This window comes from Pseudomonas sp. CP-1 (genome assembly GCF_021213715.1).
Taxonomy (GTDB): Bacteria; Pseudomonadota; Gammaproteobacteria; order Pseudomonadales; family Pseudomonadaceae; genus Pseudomonas; species Pseudomonas aeruginosa.
In genome coordinates this window covers 77,418-91,616 of sequence record NZ_JAJQKY010000003.1, presented here as the reverse complement: position 1 = coordinate 91,616, position 14,199 = coordinate 77,418, and the positions used below count along the sequence as shown (strand labels likewise).

Genomic DNA, 14,199 nt, shown 5'->3' with positions numbered 1-14,199 from the left:
GACGCCGGAGCACCCATTTCGCCTGACGTAGGGCGAATAGCGCCAGCGGCGCTATTCGCCGCTTCTGCGGAGCATGGCCCGGCGGATAACCGCGAGGCGGTTATTCGCCCTACCGAGGCGCGCCCTTCGCCTGCGTCACCCGGTCCACCAGGTAGACCACCCCGCGGTAGTCGATCCCGCCGTGCTCGCTGAGGCCGATCTCGCAGGTACGGCTGGTGGACACGCCTTCCTCGCAGAACTGCACGGCATCCTTCAGGCTGCGCAGGGAGTGAGCGTTCAGTTCCGGCGTGGTGAAGCCCTTGTCGCCGGCGAAGCCGCAGCAGTGAATGCCTTCCGGGATCACCACCTCGCGGGTGCAGCGGCCGACCAGGTCGATCAGAGCCTGGCTCTCGCCGAGGTGCTGGGTGCTGCAGGTGACGTGCACCGCTACCGGTTTGTCCTGCGGGATGAACTCCAGGCGATCGAGCAGGTGACTGCGGATGAACTTCACCGGGTCGTGGATCTGCAGCCGCGGATCGTCCAGACCCTGGACCAGGCGCAGGGTGCAGGGGCTGGTGTCGCAGTAGATCGGGTCGAGGCCGCCGCGGCTGGCCTGGAGCAGGGCGGCGAGCAGTTCGTCGCGCTTGTCGTCGGCCTGCTTCGCATACCCCTTGGACGCGAACGGCTGACCGCAGCAGAGGTTGTCCAGGTTATCCGGGAACACCACCTGGTAGCCGGCTTTTTCCAGCAGACGGCGGGTCTTGTCCAGCAGCGGCTCGCGCTCTTCGTCGCCGAAGGCCGGGCCCATGGCGCGCGAGACGCAGGCGGCGAGATAGACCACCCGTGGCCGCTCGTCGTCGAGCGGGGCGGGTGGCGGCGCCAAGCGTACCGGCTGCGGCAGCGCCGGCGTCCATTGCGGCACGCGGCCGCCGCTGGCCTGGCTGAGGCCGCAGCTGGCCCTGGCCAGCAGGGGCGCGCCAAGCAGACGCCGGGCGCCGTCGGCAGCGAGCAGGGCGAAGCGCGCAGCACGCATGGCGCCGGCAAAGTTGCGCGCCAGCCAGGTGGCGCCTTCGGCGTGCCGGGCGTCGGCGCCGCGCAGCTTGCGGATCAGCTCGCCGGTGTTGATGTTCACAGGACAGCGCTGGGCGCATAGGCCGGTGGCGGCGCAGGTGTCGATGCCCTGGTAGCGGTAGTCGCGCTCCAGCGCCGTGGTGTCGACGCCGGCGCGCTTCTTCGCCTGGATGTCGCGCCACAGGACGATGCGCTGGCGTGGCGTGAGGGTCAGTCCGCGCGACGGGCAGACCGGTTCGCAGAAGCCGCACTCGATGCACTTGTCGACGATCTCGTCGGCGGCCGGCAGCGGCTTGAGGTTCTTCAGGTGGCTCTGCGGGTCGTCGCTGAGGACCACGCCCGGGTTGAGGATGCCGCGCGGGTCGAGCAGGCGCTTGAGCTGCCACATCAAGCGATAGGCGTCCTCGCCCCACTCCAGTTCGACGAACGGCGCCATGTTGCGCCCGGTGCCATGCTCGGCCTTCAGCGAGCCGCCGTACTCCACCGCCACCAGGTGCGCCACGTCGTCCATGAACGCCGAGTAGCGGGCGATCTGCTCGGGCGAGTCGAAGCCCTGGGTGAAGACGAAGTGCAGGTTGCCCTCCAGCGCGTGGCCGAAGAGGATCGCCTCATCGTAGCGGTGCTTGTCGAACAGCTCGATCAGGCGGTTGACTCCCTCGGCCAGTCGTTCGACGGGGAAGGTGACGTCCTCGATGATCACCGTGGTGCCGGTCTCGCGCACCGCGCCGACAGCCGGGAAGGTGTCCTTGCGGATGCGCCAGAGCTGGTTGTAGACCGCCGGGTCTTCGCTGAAGTCGACCTGCTTCTCCAGCGGATATTCGGCGATGGAGGCCATGATCCGCCCGAGCTGTTCGTGCAGCAGCGTGCGGCTCGCCGCGCGGGACTCGATGAGCAGGGCGCAGGCACCGGCGGAAAGGCTCTTCACCCATTCCGGCATGCCCTGCATGTTCTCCACCGAGCGCAGGCTGCGCCGATCGAGCAGTTCCACCGCCGAGACCGGCTGGCGCTTGAGCACCGCGACCGCCGTGCAGCAGGTTTCCACCGTGGGGAAAACCAGCAGCGCCGAGGCCTTGTGCGGGTGTTCCGGGACGGTGTCGTAGGTCACCGCGCTGATGAAGCCGAGGGTGCCCTCGGAGCCGACCATCAGGTGGGTGAGGATGTCCAGCGGCTCGTCGTAGTCGACCAGCGCGTTCAGCGACAGGCCGGTGGTGTTCTTCAGCCGGTACTTGTGACGGATCTTCGCGGCCAGTTCGGCGTTGGCGCGGGTCTCGCGGCCGAGTTCGGCGAGCCGTTCCAGCAGCTCGCCGTGGCTGGCGCGGAAGGCCGCGACGCTGGCCGGGTCCTCGCTGTCCAGGCGGGTGCCGTCGGCCAGCAGCAGGCGCAGGCCGGCAAGGGTGTGGTAGCTGTTCTGCGCGGTGCCGCAGCACATGCCGCTGGCGTTGTTGGCGACGATGCCGCCGATCTTGCAGGCGTTGATCGAGGCCGGGTCGGGACCGATCTTGCGGCCGAACGGCGCCAGCCAGGCGTTCGCCTGGGCGCCGATGACACCCGGCTGCAGGCGGATCTGCGCGCCGTCGGCGCGGATTTCCCGGCCGTTCCAGTTGTCGCCGAGGACGAGCAGCACCGAGTCGCTGATGGCCTGGCCGGAGAGGCTGGTGCCGGCGGCGCGGAAGGTCACCGGGACCTGCTCGCGGTAGGCGACGGATAGGATCGCGGCGACCTCGTCCTCGCTTTCGACGCGCAGCACCAGCTTGGGAATCAACCGGTAGAAACTGGCGTCGGTGCCGAAGGCCAGGGTCGACAGCGGGTCGTCGAAGCGGCGTTCGCGCGGTATCAGCCGCTCGACGGTCTCGAGAAAGGGAATCGGCAGGCTCATCGGCTTTCCTCGGCCCTGGGACGACGGTCACGCCCCGGGCGTTTTCAGGCTTTTCTGGCGGGCGTCTCAGGCGCCCAGTTCGCGGACCAGCGAGTCGGCGCTGATCTCGCCGATCGACTTGGCCCCGGTGAGGACCATGGCCACGCGCATTTCCTTTTCGATCAGTTCGAGCAGGTTGCGCACCCCGGCCTCGCCGGCGGCGGCCAGGGCGTAGACGAAGGCGCGGCCGAGCAGCACGCTGTCGGCGCCGAGGGCGATCATCCGCACCACGTCGAGACCGGTGCGGATGCCGGAGTCGGCAAGGATCGCCAGTTCGCCCTTCACCGCGTCGGCGATCGCCGGCAGCGCGCGGGCGCTGGACAGCACGCCATCGAGCTGGCGGCCGCCGTGGTTGGAGACGACGATGCCGTCGGCGCCGAACTTCACCGCATCCCTGGCATCCTCGGGGTCGAGGATGCCCTTGATCACCATCGGGCCGTCCCAGAACTCGCGGATCCACTCCAGGTCCTTCCAGGAAATCGACGGGTCGAAGTTGGCGCCCAGCCAGCCGATGTAGTCCTCCAGTCCGGTCGGGTTGCCGCGGTAGGCGGAAATGTTGCCGAGGTCGTGGGGCTTGCCCAGCAGGCCGACGTCCCAGGCCCAGGCCGGGTGGGTCATGGCTTGCAGGATGCGGCGCGGCGCGGCGTAGGGGCCGCTCATGCCGGAATGGGCGTCGCGGTAGCGGGCGCCGGGGACCGGCATGTCGACGGTGAACACCAGGGTGGTGACGCCGGCGGCCTTGGCCCGCTCCAGGGCGTTGCGCATGAAGCCGCGGTCCTTCAGCACGTAGAGCTGGAACCACATCGGCCGGTCGATGGCCGGGGCGACCTCCTCGATCGGGCACACCGATACCGTCGACAGGGTGAAGGGCACGCCCTTCGCCGCCGCCGCGCGTGCCGCCTGGACTTCGCCGCGGCGGGCGTACATGCCGGTGAGACCGACCGGGGCGAGCGCCACCGGCATCGCCAGGGTCTCGTTGAACAGGCGGGTTTCCAGGCTCAGCTCGGACATGTTCTTCAGCACCCGCTGACGCAGGGCGATGGCCGACAGGTCCTCGACGTTGCGACGCAAGGTGTACTCGGCGTAGGCGCCGCCGTCGATGTAGTGGAAGAGGAACGGCGGCAGCTTGCGTTGGGCGGCGGCGCGGTAGTCGGTGGAAGCGGAAATGATCATTGGGCTCTTCCGTTGTGTCGAAAGGTTTTGCATCGAGCGCAGTGGAGCGGGACACGGCGGAAATGGCCAAGGGAGCCGGGCCTACGATCGTAGGCGAGTCTCCCCCGGGCCATTTCCTGCGCAGTATCGCCGACGCGCGGCCGATCAGGGCGCGGTCAGTGCACCAGCATGCCGGTGAATAGGTATGCCTGGGCCAGGGTGATCAGTCCGACCAGCGCGGCGAAGATCAGGCTGTGCTTCAGGGTGAAGCGGAACAGGTCGGATTCCTTGCCGACCATCCCGGTCGCGGCACAGGCCACGGCGATGGATTGCGGGGAGATCATCTTGCCGGTCACGCCGCCGCTGGTATTGGCGGCCACCAGCAGGGTGTCGCTGACTCCGATCTGGTGCGCGGTGGTCGACTGCAGGGAGCTGAACAGGGCGTTGGAGGACGTATCCGAACCGGTCAGGAATACCCCCAGCCAGCCGAGGAACGGCGAGAAGAACGGGAACGCCGCGCCGGTACCGGCCAGGACCAGGGCCAGGGTGGTGGACATGCCCGAGTAGTTGGTGACGAAGGCGAAGGCCAGGACCATGCCGATGGACAGGATCGGCCACTTCAGCTCCACCAGGACTTCCTTGAAAGTGGTAATACCAATTTTCGCTCCGATGCGCAGGATGAACATCGATACCAGCGCCGAGAGGAAGATCGCCGTGCCGGTGGCGGAGATCGGGTCGAACTTGAATACCGCGGCGATCGGCGTGGCGCTGGTGGCGATCGGCGCGCCCTTGACCACCAGTTGGTCGAGGTGCGGGATGGCGAAGTTGAACACCAGCCAGTAGAGCTCGCCGCCCGGGGCGAACAGGGCCTTGAAAGGTTTCAGGGTCCAGATGGTCACCAGTACGGTGAGCACCAGGAACGGCGACCAGGCCTTGAGGATCTCGCCGAAGCTGTAGGCGGACGGTTCGACGCTGCGTTGCCCGCCGTAGCCGCCACCGGCCACGGCCGCGCCGCCGCTGGCGGCGAGCGCTTCGCTGGCGCCCTGCGGCTGCCAGACCTTGAGGAACAGGGTCAGGGAGACCAGGCTGACCAGCGCCGAGGTGATGTCCGGCAACTCCGGGCCGATGAAGTTGGACGTCAGGTACTGAGTGATGGCGAAGCTGCCGCCGGCGACGATGGCGGCCGGCCAGGTTTCGCGGATGCCGCGCCAGCCGTCCATCATGAACACCAGCCAGAACGGTACCAGGATCGACAGGAACGGTAGTTGGCGGCCGGTCATGGCGCCGATCTTGAAGGCGTCGATGCCGGTCACCTGGCCGGCGACGATGATCGGGATGCCCAGTGCGCCGAAGGCCACCGGCGCAGTGTTGGCGATCAGGCACAGGCCGGCGGCGTAGAGCGGATTGAAGCCGAGGCCGACGAGCAGGGCGGCGGTGATCGCCACCGGCGCGCCGAAACCGGCGGCGCCTTCGAGGAAGGCCCCGAAGGAGAAGCCGATCAGCAGTACCTGCAGGCGCTGGTCGCCGGTAATCGACAGCACCGAGCTGCGGATCACCTCGAACTGGCCGCTCTTCACCGTCAGTTTGTAGAGGAAGACCGCCGCGACGATGATCCAGGCGATCGGCCAGAGACCGTAGAGGAAGCCGTAGCCGGCGGCGGCGAAGGCCATGTCGGCGGGCATGTGGAAGGCGAAGATGGCCACCGCGATGGCCAGCGCCAGGGTGATGCTGCCGGCGATGTGGCCCTTGAGGCGGAATACCGCCAGGGCGAGGAAGAAGAACACGATCGGGATGACGGCCGCGGCGGCCGACAGGCCGAGACTGCCTAGGGGGGTATAGAGTTGTTGCCAGGCTTGCATGGGGGTTGGCTCCCTAATTGTTGTTGGGTTTGCCTGTGACCAGATCGGACACGCGCCAAGACCTGTGTGTGCAAGGGCGCTGGGCAGCCGAACCTGGCAAAGCTCGCATAATTGGTAAGACCAATTTACAAAAGCGAGCGCTCAGGTTAAGAGTCGAGCGTTCGGCGTGTCAATTTGCCCGTCTACGACTTTTGTCTAAGGATGCTCGTGCGGGGCTCGTGGCGCCTCGCTTGTGGTGCGGGGAGCGGCTCGGTACGCTTCCTCTCTTTTTCGCGCTGGGCGCATGGCAGAGGCTTTGCGACGAAACTTCGGGTAAGGGTGTCGGGATATGGAATTTGGTCAGGTCAGGCAGCGCCGTCTGTCGGATGACATCGTTGCGCAACTGGAGGCGATGATCCTGGAGGGCACGCTGAAGTCCGGCGAGCGGCTGCCCGCCGAGCGCGTGCTTGCCGAGCAGTTCGGGGTTTCCCGGCCGTCGCTGCGCGAGGCGATCCAGAAACTGGTGGCGAAGGGGCTGCTGGTCAGCCGCCAGGGTGGCGGCAACTATGTGACCGAATCGCTGGGCGCGACTTTCAGCGATCCGCTGCTGCACCTGCTGGAGGGTAACCCGGAGGCCCAGCGCGACCTGCTGGAGTTTCGCCACACGCTGGAAGGGTCCTGTGCCTACTACGCGGCGCTGCGTGCGACCTCCCTCGATCACCAGCGCCTGACCGAGGCCTTCGAGGCGCTCCAGGCCTGCTATGCGCGCAACGACCAGGTCAGCGCGGAAGAGGGCGCCGCCGACGCGCGCTTCCACCTGGCGATCGCCGAGGCCAGCCACAACACCGTGCTGCTGCACACCATCAAGGGCCTGTTCGACTTGTTGCGGCGCAACGTGGTGACCAATATCGGCGGGATGTACGCGCAGCGCACGGAAACCCGCGCGCAACTGATGGAGCAGCACCAGCGCCTATACGACGCGATCATCAGCGGTCAGGCGGAGCTGGCCCGGGAGGTGTCCAACCAGCACATCCACTATGTGCAGGAGGTCCTGGCGGAGGTCCAGGAAGAGGCGCGCAGGATGAAGCGCTCGCAGCGCCGGCGCAGCGTGCAGGAGGACTAGCGAGGCGCGGGCAGGGACGCGCTCAGTCGTCCTTGCCGTGGCGCATGGCGCGCTGGATCTCCCGATCGGAGTCGCGCTCCTTCTCGGTGTGGCGCTTGTCGAAGTCCTTCTTGCCCTTGGCCAGGGCGATCTCGCACTTGACCAGGTGCTTCTTCCAGTACATCGACAGGGCGACGCAGGCGTAGCCTTTCTGTTGCACGGCGCCGAACAGCTTGCCCAGTTCGCGCTTGTGCAGCAGCAGCTTGCGCGTGCGCACCGGGTCGGCGATCACGTGCGTGCTGGCGGTGGTCAGGGGCGTGATGTGGCTGCCGAGCAGCCAGGCCTCGCCATCCTTGAGCAGCACGTAGCTGTCGACCAGTTGGGCCTTGCCGGCGCGCAGGCTTTTCACTTCCCAGCCCGCCAGGGCGACGCCCGCCTCAAAGCGTTGTTCGATGAAATAGTCGTGCAGAGCCTTCTTGTTCTGCGCGATGGTCCCCGAAGGGTGTTTCTTCTGCTTAGCCATAGGCGGCGCATTATAGGGAGTCGCCGGCTTCACCGCTATGGGGCGGCGTCGCGCTTGAGGGATAGAGGTGAATTTCGGACAATGCCCACTCTTTTCCTGGCCGCTGGCCAAGGTTTTGTAAGAAAAGTCTTCAAGTGGCGTCAGGCTGTGCTGAGCGTTTTTCTGCCGAACCCTGGCCCCGGTCGGCGGGCGCAGCGCGCCGCCGTGGCGGATGCCGCCGTCCCGCCGGCTATGCTTGGGGAGTCGCCCGCTCGACAGCAGAAGTGAGAGTTCTATGAGCACCCATATCCAGCGTTCGGCGCTGTTGCCTTATCCCGCCCGTGCGCTGTTCGATCTGGTGAACGACGTGAAGCGCTATCCGGAGTTCCTGCCCTGGTGTTCGGCCAGCCAGGTCCTGGAGGAGAGCGAAAGCCTGATGCGCGCCGAGCTGACCGTGGCCAAGGGTAGCCTCAGCCAGCGCTTCACCACCCGCAACGTGCTGGTGCCGGGAACTTCCATCGAGATGAACCTGGAAAACGGACCGTTCACCGAGCTGCATGGTGTCTGGCAGTTCAAGGCGCTGGGCGAGAAGGCCTGCAAGATCACTCTCGACCTGACCTTCGATTACGCCGGGCCGCTGGTCAAGGCGACCCTCGGGCCGCTGTTCACCCAGGCCGCCAACACCATGGTCGACGCGTTCTGCCAGCGCGCCAAGCAACTCTATGGCTGAGATCGCCGTCGAGGTGGTCTACGCGCTGCCGGAGCGACAGGCTTTACTGCGCCTGAGCGTGCCGGCAGGTACCAGCGCACGCGAAGCCGTGCTGCTCTCCGGCATCGCCGAGGCGTTTCCAGGGCTGGATGTGCAAGGTTGTCCGCTGGGTATCTTCGGCAAGCTCCTGGCTCGCCCGGAGGAGCGGGTGCTGGAGGCCGGCGAACGGGTGGAGATCTACCGCCCGCTGATCGCCGATCCCAAGGAGGTGCGCAAGCAGCGTGCCGCACGGGCCCGGAGCGAGCGCGAAGGCGGTTAGCCGCGGGGTTTCCTGCGGAAATGAAAAAGCCCGGCGAATGCCGGGCTTTTTCGTGGAACGCCAGCCGTCATTGCGGGCTGGGGTCCAAAGGTTCGGGGGTCGGAACCGGTACCGGCTGGGCTTCGTCCACTTCGCGCTGGAGCTGTTCCAGGGTGGAGCCCGGTTTCGGCGGCTCTTCCTTCTGCTCTTCCGGTTTCTGCTGGTCGGCCGGCTGGGTGACGGTGGTGCTGCCTTCCTTGCCGAGGATCGCTTCGTCGCGGCTGACGCCGGGCATGAAGTCGCCGTTCAGGCCGGCCAGTTGGTCGCTGTCGTTGAAGAACAGGCTGACGCGCTCCTGCTGGCGACGACCGCCGCCCGGCTGGATGCTGTAGAGGTAGTCCCAACGATTGGCGTGGAAGGTATCGACGATCAGCGGGTTGCCCATGATAAACCGCACTTGGCGTCGGGTCATTCCGGGACGCAACTGGTCTATCATGTCCTGCGTTACGACGTTGCCTTGCTGGATGTCGATTTTATAGACGCCAGGAAACGAGCAACCGGCGAGTGCGGCAAGCCCCGCGAAAGCGAGACAGGTCAGCATGAGCTTGGCGTTTTGCATCGGTGAGCGACTTCCACTATCTTGGCTGGGCAAATAAAAGCCCGATCATACCCGTATTCCGGGATACTGCGAAACATCCCGCGCTGAGAAAGCAGACATGGTTGAAAATAGCGAACTTCGAAAAGCCGGCCTTAAAGTGACCCTGCCGCGGGTCAAGATCCTGCAGATGCTCGACTCGGCCGAGCAACGCCACATGAGCGCCGAAGACGTGTACAAGGCGCTGATGGAAGCAGGCGAGGACGTGGGCCTGGCAACCGTCTATCGGGTGCTGACCCAGTTCGAGGCCGCCGGCCTGGTGGTGCGTCACAACTTCGATGGCGGCCATGCCGTGTTCGAGCTCGCCGATAGCGGCCACCACGACCACATGGTCTGCGTCGATACCGGCGAGGTGATCGAGTTCATGGACGCGGAAATCGAGAAGCGCCAGAAGGAAATCGTCCGCGAGCGCGGCTTCGAGCTGGTCGATCACAATCTGGTGCTCTACGTGCGCAAGAAGAAGTAGTCGCGCAACGGTTCCATGCGAAAACGGCGACCCTGGGGTCGCCGTTTTCATTTTCCATTGAAGGAACGTTCAGTTCTGGGCGGCCAGGTTGACCAGTTTCTTCGCGTGGGCCAGGGATTCCTTGGTCAGGTCGACGCCGCCGAGCATGCGGGCGATCTCCTCGATCCGCTGGGCCTTGTTCAGGGTGGCGACCGCCGTGCGGGTTTCGCTGCTGCCGCGTTCCTTGTGCACGAACAGGTGCTGGTGGCCCTGGGCGGCGACCTGCGGCAAGTGGGTCACGGTGAGGACCTGGCCGCGTTCGCCGAGGCGACGCAGCAACTGTCCGACCACTTCGGCGGTGGGGCCACCGATGCCGACGTCGACTTCGTCGAAGACCAGGGTGGGGATGCGCGAGGTCTGTGCCGTGATCACCTGGATCGCCAGGCTGATCCGCGACAGTTCGCCGCCCGAGGCGACCTTGGCCAGCCCTTTCAACGGCTGCCCGGGGTTGGCGCTGACCAGGAACTCCACGCTTTCCAGTCCGTTGGCCTGCGGCTCGGCGCTGTCGCCGGGATGCAGGACGATGGCGAAGCGCCCTCCGGGCATGCCCAGGCGCTGCATTTCCTGCTCCACGCTGGCGGCAAGAGGTGCGGCCGCGGCCTGGCGCAGGCGGCTCAGTTCGTCGGCTTTTTCCTGGTAATGCCGGGCGTAGGCGGCCAGCTCGTCGCCCAGGCGTCCGACCGCTTCGTCGTCGGCGTTCAGCGCCTCCAGTTCGTCGAACAGGCGCTGCTGCAGGTCGGCCAGTTCGGCGGGCTGGACCCGGTGCTTGCGCGCCAGGGAATAAATGACGTCCAGGCGCTCCTCGACCTGCTGCTGGCGATTGGGATCGGCATCGAAGTGGTCGACGAAGCGGTTCAGTTCGCCGATCGCCTCCTCGACCTGGATCTGCGCGCTGGACAACAGGTTGACCGCTTCGCCTAGGGCGGCGGGCTGGCTGCTGAACGAGGTCAGGCGGCTGAGGCTGGCATTGAGCGCGGAAAGGACGTTGCCGGCATCGCTCTCGCTGCACATTTCCACGACTTGGCGGCAGGCGGCGAGTAGGCTTTCGGCGTTGCTCAGGGTCTTCTGCTCCTGTTCCAGGCTTTCCAGTTCGTTTTCGCCGAGGGACAGGTTTTCCAGTTCTTCCAGCTGGTAGCTGAGCAACTGGTGGCGGGCGCGTTGTTCGTCGCCGCTACGCGACAGGCGTTCGAGTTCCTGGCTGGTCTGCTTCCAGCGTTGCGCGGCGAGCTGCACCTGGCGCGCCAGCTCCTGGCAGCCGGCGTACTCGTCGAGCAGGCGACGGTGGGTCTCGCTCTTCAGCAGCGACTGGTGCTCGTGCTGGCTATGGATGTCGATCAGCAGTTCGCCCAGGCTCTTCAGGTCGCCCAGAGGGCAGGGCGTGCCGTTGATGTAGGCACGCGAGCGACCTTCGGCAGTGATCACCCGGCGCAGGATGCACGGACCGTCCTGTTCCAGGTCGCGCTCGGCGAGCCAGTCGCGGGCCTCGGCGATGGCGCTGACGTCGAAGCTGGCGAGAATGTCGGCCTTGTCCGCTCCGGGACGTACCGCGCCGCTGTCGGCGCGGTCGCCGAGGGTAAGGCCGAGGGCGTCGAGCATGATCGACTTGCCCGCGCCGGTTTCGCCGGTGATCACGCTCATGCCGGTAGCGAGTTCGAGATCCAGGTGCTCGACGATGGCGTAGTTGTGAACGGACAGGTGAACCAGCATGGCGGGCGGCTCCGTGGGTTTTGTCTGGTTATTTATACAGTATTTTTTCCGGCTGGCAATTGCCGCTCGCCCCTTGAACCGTGGAAAGCCGTCCCCATATAGCCGGCAACGTTGCGAACTTATGCGTTCGCCTTGTATTTGCCAGCTTATTTTTGAAGGAGAGTGGCATGGCTGACGAACAGCAGACCCTGGATCAACAGACCCCCGAGCAGCCCACCGGCGCCGCCGAGGACCTGACCGCCCGCGTGCAGGAACTGGAGGAGCAGCTGGCTGCCGCCCAGGACCAGGCGCTGCGCATGGTCGCGGATCTGCAGAACGTACGCCGGCGTGCGGAGCAGGATGTCGAGAAGGCGCACAAGTTCGCGCTGGAGAAATTCGCCGGCGACCTGCTGGCGGTGGTCGACACCCTCGAGCGCGGCCTGGAGATGTCCGATCCCAACGACGAGGCGATCAAGCCGATGCGCGAAGGGATGGAACTGACCCTGAAGATGTTCGACGACACCCTGCGCCGCTACCAGGTGGAGGCGCTGAACCCGGAAGGCGAGCCTTTCAACCCCGAGCAGCACCAGGCGATGGCCATGCAGGAAAGCGCTTCGGCCGAGCCGGGCAGTGTCCTCAAGGTGTTCCAGAAAGGCTACCTGCTCAACGGCCGCCTGCTGCGTCCGGCGATGGTGGTGGTCAGCAAGGCGCCGGCGGAAACCCCGCCTTCCATCGACGAGCAGGCTTGAAATTCGACGCGACGACCCCATCTGGGTAGTCAACCGAGCACGAGACCCACGGGCGGGTCGCACGGAATCAAAGTTTCTGGAGAGTGAATATGGGCAAAATCATTGGCATCGACCTGGGTACCACCAACTCCTGCGTGGCTATCCTGGAGAACGGTAACGTCAAGGTCATCGAGAACGCCGAGGGCGCGCGTACCACCCCCTCGATCATCGCCTACACCAACGATGGCGAAACCCTGGTGGGCCAGCCGGCCAAGCGCCAGGCGGTCACCAACCCGCAGAACACCCTGTATGCGGTGAAGCGCCTGATCGGCCGTCGCTTCGAAGAGAACGTGGTACAGAAAGACATCCAGATGGTGCCGTACAGCATCGTCAAGGCCGACAACGGCGACGCCTGGGTGGAAGTGAAGGGCCAGAAGATGGCGCCTCCGCAGATTTCCGCCGAAGTGCTGAAGAAAATGAAGAAGACCGCCGAAGACTACCTCGGCGAGCCGGTCACCGAAGCGGTGATCACCGTTCCGGCCTACTTCAACGACAGCCAGCGCCAGGCCACCAAGGACGCCGGCCGTATCGCCGGCCTCGACGTCAAGCGGATCATCAACGAGCCGACCGCGGCGGCGCTGGCCTACGGCCTGGACAAGGCCAAGGGCGACCACACCGTGATCGTCTATGACCTGGGCGGCGGTACCTTCGACGTGTCGGTGATCGAGATCGCCGAAGTCGACGGCGAGCATCAGTTCGAAGTGCTGGCCACCAACGGCGACACCTTCCTCGGCGGCGAAGACTTCGACATCCGCCTGATCGACTACCTCGTCGACGAGTTCAAGAAGGAAAGCGGCATCAACCTGAAGGGCGACCCGCTGGCCATGCAGCGTCTGAAGGAAGCGGCCGAGAAAGCCAAGATCGAGCTGTCCTCGACCCAGCAGACCGACGTCAACCTGCCGTACGTGACTGCCGACGCGAGCGGTCCGAAGCACCTGAACGTCAAGGTTTCCCGCGCCAAGCTGGAGTCCCTGGTCGAAGACCTGGTGCAGCGCACCATCGAACCGTGCCGCACCGCGCTGAAGGATGCCGGCCTGGATGTTTCCGATATCCATGAAGTGATCCTGGTCGGCGGCCAGACCCGCATGCCGCTGGTACAGAAGACCGTTGCCGAGTTCTTCGGCAAGGAAGCGCGCAAGGACGTCAACCCGGACGAAGCCGTGGCTGTCGGTGCCGCCATCCAGGGCGCGGTCCTGGCCGGCGACGTGAAGGACGTGCTGCTGCTCGACGTGACCCCGCTGACCCTCGGCATCGAGACCCTGGGCGGCGTGATGACCGGTCTGATCGAGAAGAACACCACTATCCCGACCAAGAAGTCGCAGGTGTTCTCCACCGCCGACGACAACCAGGGCGCGGTGACCATCCACGTGCTGCAGGGCGAGCGCAAGCAGGCCGCGCAGAACAAGTCGCTGGGCAAGTTCGACCTGGCCGACATTCCGCCGGCTCCGCGCGGCGTGCCGCAGATCGAGGTGACCTTCGATATCGATGCCAACGGCATCCTGCACGTCTCGGCGAAGGACAAGGCCACCGGCAAGCAGCAGTCCATCGTGATCAAGGCATCCTCCGGCCTGTCCGAGGATGAGATCCAGCAGATGGTCCGCGATGCCGAGGCGAACGCCGAGGAGGACCGCAAGTTCGAGGAACTGGCTGCCGCTCGCAACCAGGGCGACGCGCTGGTCCACGCGACCCGCAAGATGATCACCGAGGCGGGCGACAAGGCCACCGCCGAGGACAAGGCGACCATCGAGAAGGCGCTGGGCGAGCTGGAAGCGGCGGTGAAGGGCGACGACAAGGCCGAGATCGAGGCCAAGATGAACGCTCTGTCCCAGGCTTCCACCCCGCTGGCGCAGAAGATGTACGCCGAACAGGCCCAGCAGGGCGAAGACGCTCCCCAGGGCGAGCAGGCGAAAGCCGCTGACGACGTGGTGGACGCCGAGTTCGAAGAGGTCAAGGACAACAAGTAAGCCCCGGCTTGCTTCTGCCCCGCGTGCCGGCCAGG

The 14,199-nt window shown here is 65.9% G+C and carries 12 protein-coding genes; 6 read left to right on the top strand and 6 right to left on the bottom strand.

The window, feature by feature from the left end:
* Positions 1–109 precede the first annotated feature (109 nt).
* The 3 genes from LT948_RS07365 to LT948_RS07355 form a co-directional block, all read right to left on the bottom strand.
* On the bottom strand, positions 110–2,926 hold the full coding sequence (locus tag LT948_RS07365; RefSeq protein ID WP_033995258.1) for an FAD-binding and (Fe-S)-binding domain-containing protein: 2,817 nt from the start codon (positions 2,924–2,926) through the stop codon (positions 110–112).
* Positions 2,927–2,992: 66 nt separating this feature from the next.
* Positions 2,993–4,138, bottom strand: coding sequence for an FMN-dependent L-lactate dehydrogenase LldD (gene lldD / locus LT948_RS07360; protein WP_003095228.1), 1,146 nt, complete (start codon positions 4,136–4,138; stop codon positions 2,993–2,995).
* Positions 4,139–4,293: 155 nt separating this feature from the next.
* A complete protein-coding gene (locus LT948_RS07355; protein ID WP_003100495.1) occupies positions 4,294–5,976 on the bottom strand; it encodes a lactate permease LctP family transporter in 1,683 nt (560 codons plus the stop codon).
* A 328-nt stretch (positions 5,977–6,304) separates the two neighbouring features.
* Here LT948_RS07355 and LT948_RS07350 point away from each other — a divergent pair, with 328 nt between their 5' ends.
* On the top strand, positions 6,305–7,078 hold the full coding sequence (locus LT948_RS07350; protein WP_003095221.1) for an FCD domain-containing protein: 774 nt from the start codon (positions 6,305–6,307) through the stop codon (positions 7,076–7,078).
* A 22-nt stretch (positions 7,079–7,100) separates the two neighbouring features.
* Here the strand turns inward: LT948_RS07350 and smpB are convergent, their stop codons facing one another.
* Positions 7,101–7,580, bottom strand: coding sequence for an SsrA-binding protein SmpB (gene smpB / locus LT948_RS07345; RefSeq protein ID WP_003100496.1), 480 nt, complete (start codon positions 7,578–7,580; stop codon positions 7,101–7,103).
* 274 nt (positions 7,581–7,854) lie between these two features.
* Here smpB and LT948_RS07340 point away from each other — a divergent pair, with 274 nt between their 5' ends.
* Both LT948_RS07340 and LT948_RS07335 read left to right on the top strand, forming a co-directional pair.
* The gene (locus LT948_RS07340) at positions 7,855–8,289 is read left to right on the top strand and encodes a type II toxin-antitoxin system RatA family toxin (RefSeq protein WP_004365389.1); all 435 of its coding nucleotides are present in this window, start codon (positions 7,855–7,857) and stop codon (positions 8,287–8,289) included.
* Positions 8,282–8,587, top strand: coding sequence for an RnfH family protein (locus LT948_RS07335; RefSeq protein WP_003095218.1), 306 nt, complete (start codon positions 8,282–8,284; stop codon positions 8,585–8,587). Before LT948_RS07340 ends, LT948_RS07335 begins: the two co-directional genes overlap by 8 nt.
* Before the next feature lie 67 nt (positions 8,588–8,654).
* Here LT948_RS07335 and LT948_RS07330 read toward each other — a convergent pair whose 3' ends face one another.
* Positions 8,655–9,185, bottom strand: a complete 531-nt coding sequence (locus tag LT948_RS07330) for an outer membrane protein assembly factor BamE (protein ID WP_003109323.1) — start codon at positions 9,183–9,185, stop codon at positions 8,655–8,657.
* Between the two features lie 97 nt (positions 9,186–9,282).
* Here LT948_RS07330 and fur point away from each other — a divergent pair, with 97 nt between their 5' ends.
* Positions 9,283–9,687 carry a ferric iron uptake transcriptional regulator gene (gene fur / locus LT948_RS07325; protein WP_003095216.1) on the top strand — a complete coding sequence of 135 codons (405 nt, stop codon included), beginning with the start codon at positions 9,283–9,285 and terminating at the stop codon, positions 9,685–9,687.
* Positions 9,688–9,756: 69 nt separating this feature from the next.
* Here the strand turns inward: fur and recN are convergent, their stop codons facing one another.
* The gene (gene recN, locus LT948_RS07320; RefSeq protein WP_004352627.1) at positions 9,757–11,433 is read right to left on the bottom strand and encodes a DNA repair protein RecN; all 1,677 of its coding nucleotides are present in this window, start codon (positions 11,431–11,433) and stop codon (positions 9,757–9,759) included.
* 167 nt (positions 11,434–11,600) lie between these two features.
* Here recN and grpE point away from each other — a divergent pair, with 167 nt between their 5' ends.
* Positions 11,601–12,161 (top strand): nucleotide exchange factor GrpE, encoded by a 561-nt coding sequence (gene grpE / locus LT948_RS07315; RefSeq protein WP_003095213.1) that lies wholly within the window; start codon positions 11,601–11,603, stop codon positions 12,159–12,161.
* A gap of 89 nt (positions 12,162–12,250) precedes the next feature.
* The gene (gene dnaK / locus LT948_RS07310) at positions 12,251–14,164 is read left to right on the top strand and encodes a molecular chaperone DnaK (RefSeq protein WP_003095212.1); all 1,914 of its coding nucleotides are present in this window, start codon (positions 12,251–12,253) and stop codon (positions 14,162–14,164) included.
* Positions 14,165–14,199: the final 35 nt, after the last annotated feature.